Consider the following 17090-nt stretch of genomic DNA (forward strand, 5'->3'; position numbering starts at 1 on the left):
CGGATCCGGCCGGAGGTGACGGGTCAGTCCTCGGGGTTGTAGCCGAGGTTCGAGCCGAGCCAGCGCTCGGCCTCCTTCAGCGTCCAGCCCTTGCGGGTGGCGTAGTCGGCGACCTGGTCCTGGGCGAGCCGACCCACGACGAAGTACTGCGACTGCGGGTGGGAGAAGTACCAGCCGCTCACCGCCGCGCCGGGCCACATCGCCATCGACTCGGTGAGCTCGATGCCGGTGCTGGCCGTGGCGTCGAGCAGCGCGAAGAGCGTCTCCTTCTCGGTGTGCTCGGGACAGGCCGGGTAGCCGGGGGCCGGGCGGATGCCGACATAGCGCTCGCCGATGAGGGCGTCGTTGTCGAGGTCCTCATCGGGCTGGTAGCCCCAGAACTCCTTGCGGACGCGCTCGTGCATCCGCTCGGCGAAGGCCTCGGCAAGCCGGTCGGCGATGGACTCCAGGAGGATGGCGCTGTAGTCGTCGAGCGCCGCCTTGAACTCCATGATCTTGGCCTGGCTGCCGAGCCCCGCAGTGACGGCGAAGCCACCGACGTAGTCGGTCAGCCCGGTGTCCTTCGGCGCGACGAAGTCGCCCAGGGACCGGTTCGGGATGCCCGCGCGGTGCTCGCCCTGCTGGCGCAGGTTGCGCAGGGTGTGAACGACCTGCGTGCGCGAGTCGTCGGCGTACACCTCGATGTCGTCGCCGACCGCGTTCGCCGGGAAGAAGCCGATCACGCCGTTGGCGGTGAGCCACTTCTCCTTGATGAGCTGGTCGAGCATGGCCTGCGCGTCGTCGTACAGCTTGCGCGCCGCCTCACCCGAGGCGGGGTTGTTGAGGATGTCAGGGAACTTGCCCTTCATCTCCCATGCGTTGAAGAAGGGCTGCCAGTCGATGTACTCGCGCAGCTCGCTGATGTCGTAGTCGTTGAAGACCCGCACGCCCTGCTGGTTCGGCACCGGCGGGACGTAGCCCTCCCACTCGATCGGCGTGCGGTTGGCGCGCGCCTTCTCCAGCGTGATGGTCGGGCGCTCCTGCTTCTGCGCGTGCCGCTCGCGGAGCGCGGCGTAGTCGGCCTCGGTCGCCTCGAGCAGCGCCGGACGCTGCTCGTCGGAGAGCAGCGCAGCCGCCACCGGCACCGAACGGGAGGCGTCCTTGACCCACACCACCGGGCCGGTACGACGCGGCGCCACCTTCACGGCCGTGTGCGCCCGCGACGTCGTGGCGCCACCGATCAGCAGCGGGATCTCCAGGCCCTGGCGCTCCATCTCCATGGCGAAGTTGACCATCTCGTCGAGCGAGGGCGTGATCAGACCGGAAAGGCCGATGATGTCCGCGCCGTGCTCCTTGGCCGCGTCGAGGATCTTCTGCGCGGGCACCATGACGCCGAGATCGATCACCGTGTAGTTGTTGCACTGCAGCACCACGCCGACGATGTTCTTGCCGATGTCGTGGACGTCGCCCTTGACCGTCGCCATCACGATGGTTCCATTGGTCGACTCGGCGTCGCCGGGCTGCTTCTCGGCCTCGATGAACGGCAGCAGGTACGCCACCGCCTTCTTCATCACGCGCGCCGACTTCACGACCTGCGGCAGGAACATCTTGCCGGCACCGAACAGGTCGCCGACGACGTTCATGCCGTCCATCAGCGGGCCCTCGATCACCTCGATCGGGCGACCGCCGCCGGCGGCGATCTCGGCGCGCAGCTCCTCGGTGTCGGCCTCGACGTCGGCGTCGATGCCCTTGACCAGGGCGTGCGTGATGCGCTCGCGCACGGGCAGGCTGCGCCACTCGGCGGCTACCGGGTCGAGGTCATCGCCCTTGGTGTTGAAGCGCTCGGCGATCTCCAGCAGGCGCTCGGCCGCATCCTCGCGACGGTTGAGGACCACGTCCTCGATCCGCTCGCGCAGCTCCGGGTCGATCTCGTCGTAGACGACCAGCGCACCGGCGTTGACGATGCCCATGTCGAGGCCGGCCTTGATGGCGTGGAACAGGAAGACGGCGTGGATCGCCTCACGCACCGGGTTGTTGCCCCGGAACGAGAAGGACACGTTGGAGATGCCGCCGGAGATGTGGACGCCCGGCAGGTTCTCCTTGATCCACGCGCAGGCCTCGATGAAGTCGATGCCGTAGGTCGCGTGCTCCTCGATGCCCGTGGCGAGCGCGAAGCAGTTCGGGTCGAAGATGATGTCCTCGGCCGGGAAGCCGACCTCCTCGGTCAGGATCCGGTACGCGCGGCCGCAGATCTCCTTGCGGCGCTCGAGGTCGTCGGCCTGGCCCTGCTCGTCGAACGCCATCACGACGACGGCGGCGCCGTACTTGCGGCACAGGCGCGCCTCGCGGATGAACTTCTCCTCGCCCTCCTTGAGGGAGATCGAGTTGACGATCGGCTTGCCCTGGACGTTCTTCAGTCCGGCCTCGATGACCTCCCACTTCGAGGAGTCGATCATCACCGGCACACGGCTGATGTCGGGCTCGGCGGCGATCAGCCGGGTGAACCGGTCCATCGCGGCGACGCCGTCGATCATGCCCTCGTCCATGTTGATGTCGATGACCTGCGCACCGACCTCGACCTGCTGCAGAGCAACCGACAGGGCGGTGTCGTAGTCCTCGGCCTTGATCAGGTTCCGGAAGCGCGCCGAGCCGGTGATGTTGGTGCGCTCGCCGATGTTCACGAAGAGCGAGTCCTCGGTGATGTTCAGCGGCTCCAGGCCGGACAGGCGGGTGGCAACCTCGACCTCCGTGACCGCGCGTCGCGACTTGCCTTCGACCGCCTTGGCGATCTCGGCGATGTGGGCGGGCGTCGTGCCGCAGCAACCGCCGACGATGTTGACCAGGCCCGCGTCGGCGAACTCGGCGATGTAGGACGCCTGCCGCTCCGGGCTCTCGTCGTACTCGCCGAAGGCGTTGGGCAGGCCCGCGTTCGGGTACGCCGACACGTAGGTGTCCGCGATCCGCGACATCTCGGCCAGGTAGGGCCGCATCTCCGGGGCGCCGAGCGCGCAGTTCAGGCCGACCGCGACCGGCTTCACGTGCCGCATCGCGTTCCAGAACGCCTCGGTCGTCTGACCGGACAGGGTGCGGCCGGATGCGTCGGTGATCGTGCCCGAGATGATCACCGGCCAGCGGCGTCCGCGCTCCTCGAAGAGCGTCTCGACGGCGAAGATCGCGGCCTTGGCGTTGAGCGAGTCGAAGATCGTCTCGATCAGCAGGATGTCGGAGCCGCCGTCGACGAGGCCGTTGGCCGCCTCGAGGTACGCCGCCACGAGCTGGTCGTAGGTGATGTTGCGCGCGCCGGGGTCGTTGACGTCGGGCGAGATGGTCGCGGTCCGCGTCGTGGGGCCGATCGCGCCGGCGACGTACCGGGGCTTCTCGGCCGTCGCGAAGTCATCGCACGCCGCGCGGGCGAGTCGGGCCGACTCATGGTTGAGCTCGTAGGAGAGCTCGGCCATGTCGTAGTCGGCCATCGAGACCCGGTTGGCGCTGAACGTGTTGGTCTCGATGATGTCGGCGCCGGCCTCGAGGTACTCGCGGTGGATGCCGGTGATGATGTCGGGCTGGGTGAGCGTGAGGAGCTCGTTGTTGCCCTGGACGTCGCTGGCCCAGTCCTTGAAGCGCTCGCCGCGGTAGCCCGCCTCGTCGGGGCGGTCGCGCTGGATCGCGGTGCCCATGGCCCCGTCTATGATCAGGATGCGCTCGGCGAGAGCACGAGTCAGCGCCTCGGTGCAGTCGGGGCGCAGGTTCTTCTCGAAGGCGGTCACGAGTGGTCCTTCCAATGTCGGAAGGCGTCCTTGCAGCTATCGCCGAGCGTGGCGGACTGGTGTCCGTTGCAACGCCTCTCGGCTGGTGCCGATGTTACCCATGTTCTCGTGACTAGGCTGGTGGAGTGATGGAGATCGAGACGGTCCCCGAGCTGGTCCGGCCCGTGGTGATCGCTGCCTTCGAGGGCTGGAACGACGCCGCCGAGTCCGCGACCGCGGTCGTCGACCACCTGATGCGGGCCTGGGACGCCAAGGTCGTCGCTGCGATCGACCCGGAGGAGTACTACGACTTCCAGGTCAACCGGCCCACGGTCGGCATCGACGAGAACGGCTTCCGGAAGCTGACCTGGCCCAGCACCCACATCGCCGTCGCCTCTCCCCCGGACCTGGACCACGACGTGATCCTGATCCGCGGGATCGAGCCCAACATGCGCTGGCGCGCGTTCACCGCCGAGATCCTGGCCGCCATCGACGACCTGGGCTGCGAGCTGTTCGTGACGCTGGGAGCACTGCTCTCCGACAGCCCCCACACCCGCCCGATCCCCGTCTCCGGCTCGACCACCGAGGCCGACCTGATGGACCGGCTGGTGCTCGAGCAGTCGACCTACGAGGGCCCGACCGGGATCGTCGGCGTGCTCCAGGACGCCTGCGCCCGGGTCGACATCCCCGCGGTGTCCTACTGGGCCGCCGTCCCCCACTACGTCGCCCAGCCGCCCTGTCCCAAGGCGACCCTGGCGCTGCTCGTCCGGCTCGAGGATCTGCTCGAGATCCCGATGCCGCTCGGCGACCTGCCCGACGAGGCGCGGGCGTGGGAGCGCGGGGTCGACGAGCTGGCCGAGGAGGACGAGGACATCGCCGACTACGTCCGCTCGCTCGAGGAGTCGCGGGACACCGCCGACCTGCCCGAGGCGTCGGGTGAGGCGATCGCGCGGGAGTTCGAGCGGTACCTCAAGCGGCGGGGCGAGGAGTCCTAGCCGGTTTCGCGCGAGCCGGATCCGTTGCGGTTTGGTCCCAAACCGCAACACGTGGGCCCTCTCGGGTGCGGTTTGTGACCAATCGAGGGCTGGTCAGACCAGTCACGGGCGCCAGCGCACCGTCCGCCACCGCCGCGCAGCGGCATCGCGAGGACCACCTCTCGACCGGGCTGACCGTTGCGGTTTGGTCCCAAACCGCAACACTCGGGCCCTCTCGCGCGCGGTCTCTGCCCAATCGAGGACTGGTCAGACCAGCACCCAGCAGCCAGACCCGCCCACCGGCCCCCCTGAAGCCGTACGCCGTCCGCTACAGCGCGAGCCCGAGCGCCGCGTCCAGCACGGGCAGCAGTACGACGGCCGCGTCGGCGTCGCTCGTGTCCGCGAGCCCGTCCGTGCCGAGTGTGGCCGCGACCCATGCGTCGACAGCAGCCGTCGCGCGCGGGGCGTCGAGGTCGTCGGCGAGGGCCGCGAGGATCTCCTCGACGACCGGGCCGGCGGGCGCGCCGGCACCGAGGGCGAGGGCACGGCGCCAGGCGGCGACGTCGTCCACGGCCTTCCACAGGTGGGCGTCGGTCCACTCCCAGTCGGTGCGGTAGTGGTGGCGCAGGAGCGCGAGCCGGATCGCCATCGGGTCGATGTCGCTGTTGCGCAGGGCGGACACGAAGACGAGGTTGCCGAGCGACTTCGACATCTTCTCGCCGTCGTAGGCGACCATGCCGGCGTGGCTGTAGACCTTTGCGAAGGGCTCTCCGGTCGCGACCTGGACGTGCCCGGCACACATCTCGTGGTGCGGGAAGACCAGGTCGCTGCCGCCGGCCTGGACCTCGAAGGCGCCGCCGAGGTGCTCCAGCGCGATCGCGGCGCACTCGATGTGCCAGCCGGGGCGGCCACGGCCGAACGGGCTCTCCCAGGCGGGCTCGCCCTCGCGCTCGCCGCGCCACACGACGCAGTCGAGCGGGTCCTTCTTGCCGTCACGGTCCGGGTCGCCGCCGCGCTCGGCGAAGAAGCGGAGCATCGTGTCGCGGTCGTAGTTCGACTCGCCGCCGAAAGCCGGGTCAGCAGCGACCGAGAAGTAGAGGTCCTGGTCGACCCGGTAGATGGACCCGGCGGCCTCGAGGCGTTCGATCAGCTCGATCACCAGCGGGATCGACTCGACCGCGCCGACGTACTCGTCCGGCGGGAGGACGCGCAGCGCCTCCATGTCCTTGCGGAACAGCTCGGTCTCGCGCTCGGCGAGCTCGACCCAGTCGACCCCGACCTTGTCGGCGCGCTCGAGCAGCGGGTCGTCGACGTCGGTGACGTTCTGCACGTAGCGGACGTCGTGGCCGGCCGTGCGCCAGGCCCGGTTGAGCAGGTCGAAGGCGACGTAGGTGTTGGCGTGGCCGATGTGCGTGGCGTCGTAGGGCGTGATGCCGCAGACGTAGAGGCGCGCGGCGTCGTCAGGACGACTCTCGACCTTGCCGCCGGTGGCGGTGTCGTGGAGGACGACCTGGGGGCCGGTGACCGGGAGCACCGGGAGACCCGGGGCGTTCCATGCGCGCATGCCTTGATGTTAGGGGTTGGCTCCAGACGAGTGACTCCACGGGGTCGCACGCTGCGCGACGCTCAGCATCCACGCTCGCGACGTTGCCGACGCTCGGAAGACGCCCGGTCTGCCAGCGCGCCGGCGCCGTGCGAGCGCGGCGCTGAGCGACCCTCGCTCGCACGCCCCCATGGAGTCACTCGTCAGAACGGCGGCCACGGGATCGCCGGCCAGCTCCCGGAGGGCCCGGGCAGCACGCCGGCCGCCAGCAGTCGTTCGGTACGACGCTCCAGGGCGCGGATCTCGTGCTCGGCGAGGTGGGTGGTCAGCCGCTCACCCAGCTCGCCCCGGACTGCGGCCAGCACCGTGGTGACGACCTCGTTCTCCTCAGTGGTCAGCGGTAGGCCGGCCCAGCCCCACAGGACGGTGCGCAGCTTGGGCTCGTGGTGGAAGGCGACGCCGTGGTCGACGCCGTAGCGGTGGCCGCCGGGCATGGCCAGCACGTGGCCGCCCTTGCGGTCGGCGTTGTTGATCAGCACGTCGTAGACCGCGAGGCGGCGCAGCGTGAGCGAGTCCTCGTGGACCAGGACGACCGGACGGTCCCGGTCGTCAAGCCCCTCGACCACCTCGAGCCAGCCCTGCGGCGAGGCTCCCGAGCGGACCAGGGTGACGGCCTCGTCGTCGGGGTCGACCTCCTGCCACTCCTGGACCATGCCGGGGCCGTGCGGCCCGTCGCCCCACCAGGTGCGCGGGACCAGGTCCCAGCCGGTCGCCTCGGAGACCTCGTACGCCGCGATCTCGCGGTCGGCAAGGGTCCCGTCGGGGAAGTCCCACAGCGGCCGCTCCCCCGCGACCGGCTTGTAGACGACCTCGCGGCCGTCGAGCTCGGCGAGGAAGGTCGCGTTGGAGGCCGGCATGATCCGACCGCGGATCTCCAGGCTCACCGGCAGGGTCACTGCTCGGTGGGCTCGCGCCGCTTGAACCCGTTGGCACGCACGCACAGGTGGCCGTCGGGGTCGATCGGCTGGCCGCAGAACGGGCAGGTCGGACGGCCGGCGCCCACGACGTGCTCAGCGCGTCGTACGAACGCCCGGGCCTGGCCAGGCTCGAGGCGAACCAGCAACAGCTCGGCCGGGTCCTCGCCGTCGGTGAGCTCGATCGGCTCCTCGCCGACCGGGAACACCTCGACGACGACGCGCTCGTCCTCGGGGTCCCACGACAGGGTCATGGTGCCGGCGCGGAACTCCTCCTCGATGGGCAGCTCGAGCGGCTGGTCGTCGGCCAGGCCGAACGGCGCCATCGCGGGTACGACGCCCTGGGTCCGCCCGTCGGCGATCACCTCGTCGAGCAACTCGTCGATCCGCTCCGCGAGCGCGATGACCTGCTGCTTCTCCAGCGCCACCGAGACCAGCCGGGTGCCGGCCCGCGCCTGCAGGAAGAAGGTGCGGCTGCCGGGCTCGCCGACGGTGCCGGCGACGAAGCGCTCGGGCGGGTCGAATCCGTGGACGATCGGCATGCTCCGAGCCTAGTGGCCCGCCGCGCCGGGGCCGGCGCCGCCGCCGACGACCGCCCCCTCGGGCTTGCCACGGCGCTTGCGGCCGGGCTTCGGCGCGAGCCAGGACAGGTCACCGTCGTGGGTGTTGCTGGCGAGGACGTAGGGCCGGTCGGGGGCGTACCGGATGACCGACACCGAGGCCGGGTCGACGCTGATCCGCTGGAACAGGTCGAGGTGCATGCCGAGCGCGTCGGCCAGCAGCGACTTGATGATGTCGCCGTGGCTGACGGCCACCCAGACGGCATCCGCCCCGTGCTCCTGCGTGACCGCGGCGTCGAGGCGTCGTACGGCGGCCACGGCGCGGTGCTGCATGGCGACCATCGACTCGCCGCCGGGAAACACCGCTGCGGAAGGCTGACGCTGGACGGTCGTCCACAGCGGCTCGCGCAGCAGCTCCTTGATCGGCCGGCCCTGCCACTCGCCGTAGTCGCACTCGGCGAGCGCCTTCTCGGTGACGGCCCTCGTGGTGGCGTGCCCGCTCGCGCGCTGCGCGTCGGCGATCGCCTTCGCCGTCTGCTTGCAGCGCTCCTGCGGGCTGGTCACCAGTACGGCGACCGGCACCGTCCCGATCCGGGAACCTGCCCGGGCGGCCTGCTCGGTGCCGAGCTCGTCGAGCCGGACGCCCGGCGTACGCCCGGCCAGGACGCCGGACGCGTTCGCGGTGGTCCGGCCGTGCCTCACCAGCAGCAGAGTCGCCATGTCGGGGAGCCTAGCCACTAGCGTGGGAGGGTGATCGTCGACAGCGCTGTGTACCGGCACGGGGTCCGCCTCCCGGTGGACTGCCACCTCCACGACTACGCCGCCCTGCGGGCCGCGGCGAGCGCCGAGCACGACTTCGTCTGGGTCGGGCTCTACGAGCCGAGCCACATCGAGCTCGGCGAGATCGCGAAGGCATTCGACCTCCACCCGCTCGCCGTCGAGGACGCGGTGGTCGCGCACCAGCGGCCCAAGCTCGAGCGCTACGAGAACAACCTCTTCCTCGTCCTCAAGACGCTCTGGTACGTCGACGAGGACGACGCCGTCGAGACCGGCGAGATCAACGTGTTCATCGGCGACGACTTCGTGATCACCGTCCGCCACGGCCGCGGGTCGGCGCTCAGCGACGCCCGGCACGACCTCGAGAAGAAGCAGACCGTGCTCGACCACGGCCCGTCGGCGGTGATCTACGCGGTGTGCGACGCCGTCGTCGACGGCTACACCGCGGTCGTCGCCGAGCTGCAGACCGACGTCGACGAGGTCGAGGCCTCGGTCTTCTCCGACAAGCGCACCCAGGACGGCGACCGGATCTACGTGCTCAAGCGCGAGCTGTCCGAGGTACGCCGGGCAGTGCTCCCCCTGCGCGAGCCGATGCGGCGCTTCGCCACCGGCACCGTCGACCTGGTCGAGGCCGAGGCCGCGCCGTTCTTCCGCGACGTCAGCGACCACCTCGCCCAGGCGACGGAGGAGATCGACACCCTCGACTCACTGCTGTCGTCGGCGTTCGACGCCCACGTCTCCCGCATCGCCATGCAGCAGAACGACGACATGCGCAAGATCTCCGCGGGCGCCGCGCTGGTCGTCGTACCGACGCTGATCGCCGGCGTCTACGGCATGAACTTCAGGCACATGCCGGAGCTGGACTGGTCCTTCGGCTACCCGTTCGCCCTGCTGCTGATGGGCTCGACCATGGCCGGGCTGTGGATCTTCTTCAAGAAGTCCGGCTGGTTCTGACCGGCCCGGGTGCCTGCGAGGCGCGAGCAGGCACCCGGACCAGACGGGCAGGTCGAGTAGGCGCGCGGATGTGGGCCTGCGAACATCCGCGACCGCCGTATCGAGACCAAGACGAGGCGTCTCGATACGCCGCTCGCTGGCGCTCGCGGCTACTCGACGAACTCGGAGCCGGGCTACTCGACGAACTCGGAGGTCAGGTCGCCGACATGACGCCGGTGCCCAGCAGCACCAGCAGCGCGCCGCCCAGGATGAGCCGGTAGGGCACGAACGCGACGATGGAGTGGCCGGCGACGAACTTGAGCAGCCACGCGACGGCGGCGTACGCGACCACGAAGCTCACCAGCGTGCCGACGACCGTCGGGCCGATGCCGATGTGGCTGTTGACGGCGTCCTTGAGCTCGTAGAGCCCGGCGGCGGTCAGCGCCGGGATCGACAGGAAGAAGCTGAGCCGCGTGGCGGCGACCCGGTCGAGGCCGGCCAGCAGGCCGACCGAGATGGTCGCGCCGGAGCGGGAGACGCCCGGCACGAGCGCGATGCACTGCGCGCAACCGATCACGATCGCGTCGCGCAGCGTGAGCCGCTTGAGGTCACGCTCCTGCTTGCCGAACCGCTCGGCGAGCACCATCACGACGCTCCACGCGATCAGCGCGCCGGCCACCCACCACAGCGAGCGGAGCGGCCCGGAGATCACGTCCTTGCCGAGGAAGCCGACCAGCCCGATCGGGATCGAGCCGACGATGACGTACCAGCCCATCCGGTGGTCCACCGTGCCGCGGTACTCCGGTCGCACCAGGCCCTTGAACCAGCCGACCGCGATGTCGCGGATGTCGCGGGCGAAGTAGACGAGCACCGCCGCGATCGCGCCCATCTGGATCACCGCGGTGTAGGCGGTGACGCCGTCGTCGTCGATGGGGAGGCCGAGGAGCTTCTCGGCGATGGTCAGGTGGCCCGTGCTCGACACCGGGAGGAACTCGGTGAGTCCCTCGACGATGCCCAGCACGACGGAGTCGAAGTAGTTCATCGCGGGACACCCTAGAGGTTGCTCCATGAAGGCAACCTGAACGGTCAACGGCGAGCCGGAGTCCGGGCCGTGGGTGGCGCAGACTAGTTTCTCCCCATGCAGCAGCGGTACGTCGGCGCCAGCGGCCTCCAGGTGTCGCGCCTCGCTCTCGGCACGATGACGTGGGGCAAGGACACCGACGAGCACGAGGCACGCGACCAGCTGACCGCGTTCGTCGAGGCCGGCGGTACGACGATCGACACCGCCGCGGGCTACACCGACGGCCGCTCGGAGGCCCTGCTCGGGTCGCTGCTCGGCGACGTCGTACGCCGCGACGAGGTCGTGCTGGCCACGAAGGCCGGCATCTGGCGCCGGGGCAAGGAGCGGGTCACCGACACCTCGCGCGGCGCCATGCTGCGCGGCCTCGACACCTCCCTGAAGCGGCTCGGCACCGACCACGTGGACCTGTGGCAGGTCCACATCTGGAGCGACGAGGTCCCGCTGGAGGAGACCCTGGGTGCGCTCGACCTCGCGGTCTCGAGCGGGCGGGCGACGTACGTCGGCATCTCGAACTTCAACGGCTGGCAGACCGCCCGGGCGGTGACCCTGCAGGAGGCCGTCGCGGGGCGGGCGCGGATCGCGTCGACCCAGATGGAGTACTCGCTGGTCAACCGGCGCGTCGAGCGGGAGGTGCTGCCAGCGGTCGAGGCGCTCGGTCTGGGCCTGTTCCCGTGGTCGCCGCTGGGCCGCGGGGTGCTGACCGGCAAGTACCGCACCGGGACACCGTCCGACTCCCGCGCTGCATCGCCGGTGTTCGCGGGCTTCGTCGACGCCTACCTCGACGACCACAGCCGCGGCATCGTCGAGGCGGTCGCCCGCGCGGCCGACGGCCTCGGCTGGACCCCGCTCGAGGTCGCCCTGGTCTGGGTGCGCGACTCCCCCGGCGTCACCGCGCCGGTCGTCGGCGCGCGGACCGCCGCCCAGCTCGCCGGAGCCCTCGGCTCGGAGGCGAAGACGCTGCCGCCCGAGATCCGGGCTGCTCTCGACGACGTCTCCGGAGGTGCTGCATGAACGTCTCCCTGATCCGTCCCGGCGTGATGCGTGGCCTGGGCCGCGGCGTCGAGTGGGAGTTCGAGCGGATCTCCTTCGGCCGGGAGCTCTCCCGCAACATGGTCGCCAAGCTGCTCGTGGAGCGCGCCGAGCACGGCGGCTGGGAGCTCGATCGCGTGCAGATCGGCCCGGACGGCCGACGCCGTGTCGTGCTGCGGCGCAAGATCATCCGGGCCGTCCGCACGGCCTGAAGGCTGCGGTTTGGTCCCCAACCGCAACATCTCGGGCCGCGGACCTGCAGTCTCTGCCCGAACGCGAGCTGGTCAGGCCAGATCCAGGAACCGGTCCATCACCCGGGCGCCGAACTCCAGGGCGTCCACCGGGACCCGCTCGTCGACGCCGTGGAACAGCGCGGTGAAGTCGAGGTCGTCGGGCAGCCGCAGCGGTGCGAAGCCGAAGGAGCGCATGCCGAGCTTGCTGAAGTGCTTGGCGTCGGTGCCGCCGCTCATCAGGTACGGCGCCACCAGGGCGTCGGGGTCCTCCGTCAGCAGGCTGCGGGTCATCGCGTCGACCAGGGCGCCGTCGTACGGCGTCTCCCAGGGCGCCTGCCGCGAGACGAAGTCGATGTCGACCCCCTCGCCGGTCAGCTCGGCCAGGGTCGCGAAGAACTCGTCCTCGAAGCCCGGCAGGAAGCGGCCGTCCACGTGGGCGGCCGCGTCGGTCGGGATGACGTTGACCTTGTAGCCGGCCTCGAGCATGGTCGGGTTGGTCGAGTTGCGCAGCACGGCGCCGAGCATCCGCGCGGCACCGCCGAACTCCTCGACGAGCGCGGGCGCGTTCTCGGGGGTGGCCTCGACGCCGGCCAGCTCACCGACGGTGGCGAGCAGGGTCTGCATGGTGGGCGTGAGCCGGACCGGCCAGTCGTGGGCGCCGATCCGGGCGACCGCGGAGGCCAGCCGCGTGACGGCGTTGTCGTCGTTCATCATCGAGCCGTGGCCGGCACGGCCGCGGGCGCTGAGGCGCATCCAGGCCATGCCCTTCTCGGCGGCCTCGATCAGGTAGAGGCGGCGGCCGCGGACCGTCGTGCTGAACCCGCCGACCTCGCCGACCGCCTCGGTGCACCCCTCGAACCACTCCGCGTGGTTCTCGACGAGCAGCTGGGCGCCCTCGTGGCCACCGGCCTCCTCGTCGGCCGTGAAGCAGAGCACGACCTCGCGCTCGGGCGCGCGTCCGGCGCGCTGCCGGGCCCGGACCACCGAGAGGAGCATCGCGTCGAAGTCCTTCATGTCGACCGCGCCCCGACCCCAGACGTAGCCGTCCTGCACCTCACCGCTGAACGGGTGGACGGTCCAGTCCTCCGCCGCAGCAGGTACGACGTCCAGGTGGCCGTGCAGCAGCAGCGCACCCCGCTCGGCCGTGGCCTGCGAGCCCGAGCCGCCCCAGCGGGCCACGACGTTCGCGCGGCCCGGCCTGGTCTCGATCACCTCGGCGGCGATCCCGACCTCGTCGAGCAGCGCCGCGACGTGCTCGGCGGCCTTCCGCTCACCGGTGCTCTCGCCGCCGCCGTAGTTGGAGGTGTCGATCCGGATCAGGTCGCGACACAGGTCGACCACCTCGGCAGCGACGTCGTGGTCGGGCACCGGCGTGGGGGTCGTCGATTCGGCCATGCGGTCATCGTTGCACGGCTCTCACCACTAGCGTTCTGCCGTGGCCCCTCGCAAGTGGAAGCAGTACCGCCCCGACGACACCCCGGAACCCGACGGGGCGCCGGCGCAGCCGCCGCCCACGCACAAGCCGTACACGCCGCCGAAGCAGCCGAAGCCGGTCCGCAGCCTCGAGGAGCGGACCGTCCGTCGTACCGGCTCCGGCGGTACGCCGGTGAAGCTGGTCGTCGGCGGCGTGGTGGCGGTCGCGGGCGCCACGGCGCTGATCTTCGCCCTCTCCGGCGGCGGTGATCCGCCGGGCGCCGACGAGCCGCAGACCGACAAGGGCTTCGACGCGCTGGTCGCCGCGTTGAAGGAGGAGCGCGGCTCGACGCTCGTGCGCCGCGCGGTGATCTATCCCGAGTACGCGAGCGTGTCCGCGCCATACAAGCCGGACAACCCGGCCGACGAGCGCCAGCTGGACTATTACTGGGACGGGGACCTCAACGAGCCCTCCAAGACCACGGGCGACGAGGAGTCGTTCGACCTGGCGGACGTCGACAGCACCGTCCTCGACGGGCTGTGCCCCGAGGTCAGGAAGCTCGTCGAGGACCCGACCAACTGCTACCTGGTCATCGAGAAGCCCGACCTCGAGGACGAGACGCCGGCCTGGATCTCGGCGTACGCCAGCAACGAGTTCAACCAGACCGCGTACGTCGAGTACGGGCTCGACGGCACCCAGGTGGAGGTCCACCCGGCCACCTGAGGCCGGTCAACCCTGTGTCGTCACGTCCGCGACGGTGGCGCCGAGCGCGGCGACGAGCGCGTCGCCGTCGACGGTGAGCGCGACGCCGTACCCGCCCCCGCCGATCGACACTGTGCCGCTCACCCGGCTGTCCGCGATCACGGGCAGCGCGGTGAGCGCACCGAGCGGCGTGATCGTGCCGCGGACGTAGCCGGTCACCTCGCGGGCGGCGTCGGCCGACGGCATCGAGAGCCGGTTGACGCCGAGCAGCGCACGCAGCAGCGGCCACGAGATCTCGCGGTCGCCCGGCACCAGGACGAAGCGGTGGTCGCCCTCAGCCACCCGCACGACCATGGTCTTCACGATCTGGCGCGGCTCGATCCCACGGACCGCGGCCGCCTCCTCCAGCGAGCTCACCGGGCCGTGCCGGGTCACCTCGAAGCCGAGGCCGAGCGCCTCGGCGGCCGCTATCGCACGGGCGGACCGGTCGGTCTCGTCGGTGGTGGCGTCGCTCATGCCTCGACCGCCAGCGCGGTCGCGAACCCGAGCATCACGACACCGGTGGCGCCGTCCAAGCTGCGCCGGAACGACGGCCGCGTGAGCGCGGTGGCGGCCTTGCCCGCGATCCAGACGACCGTCAGCAGCACGATCGCGCCGATCACGACCAGCGTCAGCGCGTAGGCCAGCAGCGCCGGGACGCCCTGGTCGGCGCCGACGAACTGCGGCAGCACTGCGAGGTTGAACGCCAGCACCTTGGGGTTGGTGATGTTGCAGACGAAGCCCTGCCGGAACGCCGTACGCGCCCGGACCACACCCGGCCCCTCGCCCACCGACCACACGCTGCCGTCGCGGCGCAGCGCGTCGCGCAGGGCGTTCACGCCGAGCCAGACGAGATAGGCGACACCTGCCCAACGGACCGCCAGGAACACCGGCTCCGCGTGGGCCAGCACGGCGCCGAGCCCGGTCGCGGCGAGGACGCCCTGCAGCGCTCCCGCGGCGGTGATGCCCGACGCGGTGGCGATGCCGCGGGCGCGCCCGCCCACGACGGTCGCCCGCAGCATCAGGAAGGTGTCGGGGCCGGGTGCGGTGGCCAGCAGGGCCGCGAACACCACGAAGGACAGGTACGCGCTCACGCAGCGATGCTAGGCCCGCAGGGCATTGCGGCGTCCGGGACCCGCGATCGGTGGTCACTCGGAGCCGCATCCTCTCGAGGCCCGTGGGCCGCGACCACTAGCATCGAGACTCCCCGGTCCCGTCCGACGGATCCCCCGCCGTCTCGGACGCCCGCAGACGCGACGGAGCACGCGTGCCCACGATCGACCCCCGCCGCCTCATGGTGCTGCGCGCCTTCGTGCACTCCGACTCGGTCACGGCGACCGCGGCGGCGCTGCACCTGACGCCGTCCGCGGTCTCCCAGCAGCTCAGCGCGCTCGAGCGCGAGGTCGGGCACGCCCTCGTCGTGCGAACCGGGCGCAAGCTCGCGCTGACGCCGGCCGGGCGGATCCTCGCCGAGCACGCCGAGGAGATCAGCTCTCGGCTCAAGATGGCCGAGGCCGACCTGGCCGCGCACGCCGGAGGCGTGCTGGGCCAGCTCCGGATCGGCGCCTTCCCGACGGCGATCGGGTGGGTGGTCGCACCGGCCATCGTCGAGCTGCGTCGCCAGGCACCCGGGGTCGACGTCAAGGTCGTCGACGCCGAGGCGCACATGAGCCACCGGATGCTCATGCGCGGTGACATCGACGTCACGGTGAGCCTGGAGTACGAGTCCGACCCCGAGCGCGACTCTCCCGACATCGCGAAGTTCCCGCTCTACATCGAGCGGTTCAAGGCAGTCCTCCCCCACGCTCACCCGCTGAGCGGCGAGGAGGGTGTCGAGCTCACTCAGCTCGCCGGGGAGGGCTGGATCATGCCGTCGCCCGGAAACCCCTGCCGCACGATGGTGCTGCAGGCGTGTGCCGAGGTCGGCTTCCACCCGCCGATCGTCCATGTCTCCGACGACTACCGGGCAGCAGTCGCGCTCGTCGCCGCCGAGGCCGGCATCTGCCTGGCCCCCGAGTCCGCGCTCTCGGCCCGCGACGCCGACCTGGTGACCGTGCTGCCGACGCGCGGCATCGCCCCGCTGCGCAAGGTGATCATGACGACCCGGCGCGACAATCAGGGGCATCCGGTGGTCCGGGCGGGGCTGGAGGCGATGCGGGCGGCACTCGCCGCGCCGGACGCGGAGATCTACGGACCGCTCGCGAGGTCGGACACCTTCAGCGTCGAGTGACGGCCACCGACGGGGCGCTCTCGCGGAGGAAGGCGTCGACGTGGCGGTGGTACTCCTCCGGCACGTCGCGGCGGACGCAGTGCCCCGCACCCTCGATGACGACGACGTCGAAGCCCGGTGCGACGGCCGTGAGCCGCTCGCGCGAGTGCTTGTCGACGATGACGTCGCCGGTACCGGTGACCAGCAGCGCCGGGACACCCGCGGGACCGACCGTGATCTGGCGCGCGGTCGGCGTCCAGATCCGCCGCTTCTCGTGGAGCCGCTGATCCATGTAGTCGGTGTCGACCGCCTTCATCGCCTCGGCCAGCGGGAGCAGCTCCTGCTCGGGCCAGTGCGGCTTGAGCTCGCGCTGGAGGTCGACGAGCTCCTGCAGGGTCGCGGTGTCGACCTCGTCGAACGGGTCGCGCTCGCGCTGGTCCGCCGGAACGCTCAGCCACGGGTTGGGGCCCGCCTCCGGCACCCACCACGGCGGGTCCTCGAGGACGACGCCCGCCACCAGGTGCGGCGCGTCCGCGGCGACGAACGCCGCGATCCGGGCACCCATCGAGTGGCCGACGACGAGCGTCCTCCGCCCGGTAGCCTCGAGCAGGTCGGTGAGGATGTCGATCGCGTCCTGCACCATCACATCGGTCGACGGGACGCCTGCGTGGTCGGCCCGGCGGCCCGGCGACTTCCCGTGGCCGCGGGCGTCCGGGGCCACGATGTGGAACTCGCCGCCCCAGCGGTCGACGGCGTCGCCGTAGCACTCGCCGGACTCCACGGCGCCGTGCAGGATCAAGATGGCGGGCGCATCGGCTGCGTCCCGCCCGTACGTCCGGACGAACAGGTCGGTTCCCACAGGTCTTCTCTCTATCGGTGCGTCATGTGCTGATCGTG

16 protein-coding genes and 1 riboswitch are annotated in these 17090 nt (G+C 71.1%); of the genes, 6 read left to right on the forward strand and 10 right to left on the reverse strand.

Annotated features, from left to right (window positions below):
- Nucleotides 1-23: 23 nt before the first annotated feature.
- Nucleotides 24-3746, reverse strand: a complete 3723-nt coding sequence (metH, locus tag ACZYRU_RS15045; protein WP_488957900.1) for a methionine synthase — start codon at nt 3744-3746, stop codon at nt 24-26.
- A gap of 15 nt (nt 3747-3761) precedes the next feature.
- A riboswitch (S-adenosyl-L-homocysteine riboswitch) is annotated at nt 3762-3832 on the reverse strand.
- Nucleotides 3833-3874: 42 nt separating this feature from the next.
- On the opposite strand from metH, the gene ACZYRU_RS15050 reads away from it, so the two are divergent.
- Complete coding sequence (locus ACZYRU_RS15050) at nt 3875-4720, forward strand: PAC2 family protein (RefSeq protein ID WP_488957901.1); 846 nt, start codon at nt 3875-3877, stop codon at nt 4718-4720.
- 307 nt (nt 4721-5027) lie between these two features.
- Here the strand turns inward: ACZYRU_RS15050 and mshC are convergent, their stop codons facing one another.
- The 4 genes from mshC to ACZYRU_RS15070 all read right to left on the reverse strand — a co-directional run bounded on the left by mshC (nt 5028) and on the right by ACZYRU_RS15070 (nt 8496).
- A complete protein-coding gene (mshC, locus tag ACZYRU_RS15055) occupies nt 5028-6263 on the reverse strand; it encodes a cysteine--1-D-myo-inosityl 2-amino-2-deoxy-alpha-D-glucopyranoside ligase (RefSeq protein WP_488957902.1) in 1236 nt (411 codons plus the stop codon).
- A 182-nt stretch (nt 6264-6445) separates the two neighbouring features.
- Nucleotides 6446-7186: an SCO1664 family protein gene (locus ACZYRU_RS15060; RefSeq protein WP_488957903.1), complete on the reverse strand. Its 741-nt coding sequence runs from the start codon at nt 7184-7186 to the stop codon at nt 6446-6448.
- 8 nt (nt 7187-7194) lie between these two features.
- Nucleotides 7195-7758, reverse strand: coding sequence for a DUF3090 domain-containing protein (locus ACZYRU_RS15065; RefSeq protein ID WP_488957904.1), 564 nt, complete (start codon nt 7756-7758; stop codon nt 7195-7197).
- A 9-nt stretch (nt 7759-7767) separates the two neighbouring features.
- A complete protein-coding gene (locus tag ACZYRU_RS15070; protein WP_488957905.1) occupies nt 7768-8496 on the reverse strand; it encodes a histidine phosphatase family protein in 729 nt (242 codons plus the stop codon).
- Nucleotides 8497-8526: 30 nt separating this feature from the next.
- Here ACZYRU_RS15070 and corA point away from each other — a divergent pair, with 30 nt between their 5' ends.
- On the forward strand, nt 8527-9507 hold the full coding sequence (gene corA / locus ACZYRU_RS15075; protein WP_488957906.1) for a magnesium/cobalt transporter CorA: 981 nt from the start codon (nt 8527-8529) through the stop codon (nt 9505-9507).
- Nucleotides 9508-9700: 193 nt separating this feature from the next.
- Here the strand turns inward: corA and ACZYRU_RS15080 are convergent, their stop codons facing one another.
- Nucleotides 9701-10528: an undecaprenyl-diphosphate phosphatase gene (locus ACZYRU_RS15080; protein ID WP_488957907.1), complete on the reverse strand. Its 828-nt coding sequence runs from the start codon at nt 10526-10528 to the stop codon at nt 9701-9703.
- 96 nt (nt 10529-10624) lie between these two features.
- Here ACZYRU_RS15080 and ACZYRU_RS15085 point away from each other — a divergent pair, with 96 nt between their 5' ends.
- Nucleotides 10625-11578, forward strand: a complete 954-nt coding sequence (locus ACZYRU_RS15085) for an aldo/keto reductase (RefSeq protein ID WP_488957908.1) — start codon at nt 10625-10627, stop codon at nt 11576-11578.
- Complete coding sequence (locus tag ACZYRU_RS15090) at nt 11575-11808, forward strand: DUF5703 family protein (RefSeq protein ID WP_488957909.1); 234 nt, start codon at nt 11575-11577, stop codon at nt 11806-11808. The genes ACZYRU_RS15085 and ACZYRU_RS15090 overlap by 4 nt, the downstream gene beginning before the upstream one ends.
- A gap of 72 nt (nt 11809-11880) precedes the next feature.
- Here the strand turns inward: ACZYRU_RS15090 and ACZYRU_RS15095 are convergent, their stop codons facing one another.
- Nucleotides 11881-13224: a M20/M25/M40 family metallo-hydrolase gene (locus ACZYRU_RS15095; RefSeq protein ID WP_488957910.1), complete on the reverse strand. Its 1344-nt coding sequence runs from the start codon at nt 13222-13224 to the stop codon at nt 11881-11883.
- Nucleotides 13225-13264: 40 nt separating this feature from the next.
- Here ACZYRU_RS15095 and ACZYRU_RS15100 point away from each other — a divergent pair, with 40 nt between their 5' ends.
- Nucleotides 13265-13966: a hypothetical protein gene (locus ACZYRU_RS15100; RefSeq protein WP_488957911.1), complete on the forward strand. Its 702-nt coding sequence runs from the start codon at nt 13265-13267 to the stop codon at nt 13964-13966.
- Between the two features lie 6 nt (nt 13967-13972).
- Here the strand turns inward: ACZYRU_RS15100 and ACZYRU_RS15105 are convergent, their stop codons facing one another.
- Both ACZYRU_RS15105 and ACZYRU_RS15110 read right to left on the reverse strand, forming a co-directional pair.
- The gene (locus ACZYRU_RS15105) at nt 13973-14461 is read right to left on the reverse strand and encodes an aminoacyl-tRNA deacylase (protein WP_488957912.1); all 489 of its coding nucleotides are present in this window, start codon (nt 14459-14461) and stop codon (nt 13973-13975) included.
- On the reverse strand, nt 14458-15078 hold the full coding sequence (locus ACZYRU_RS15110; protein WP_488957913.1) for a LysE family translocator: 621 nt from the start codon (nt 15076-15078) through the stop codon (nt 14458-14460). The genes ACZYRU_RS15105 and ACZYRU_RS15110 overlap by 4 nt, the downstream gene beginning before the upstream one ends.
- Nucleotides 15079-15251: 173 nt before the next feature.
- On the opposite strand from ACZYRU_RS15110, the gene ACZYRU_RS15115 reads away from it, so the two are divergent.
- Nucleotides 15252-16214: a LysR family transcriptional regulator gene (locus tag ACZYRU_RS15115; protein ID WP_488957914.1), complete on the forward strand. Its 963-nt coding sequence runs from the start codon at nt 15252-15254 to the stop codon at nt 16212-16214.
- Here ACZYRU_RS15115 and ACZYRU_RS15120 read toward each other — a convergent pair.
- Nucleotides 16201-17052: an alpha/beta fold hydrolase gene (locus ACZYRU_RS15120; RefSeq protein WP_488957915.1), complete on the reverse strand. Its 852-nt coding sequence runs from the start codon at nt 17050-17052 to the stop codon at nt 16201-16203. The genes ACZYRU_RS15115 and ACZYRU_RS15120 overlap by 14 nt on opposite strands.
- Nucleotides 17053-17090: the final 38 nt, after the last annotated feature.

Source organism: Nocardioides sp. F233, assembly GCF_057813895.1.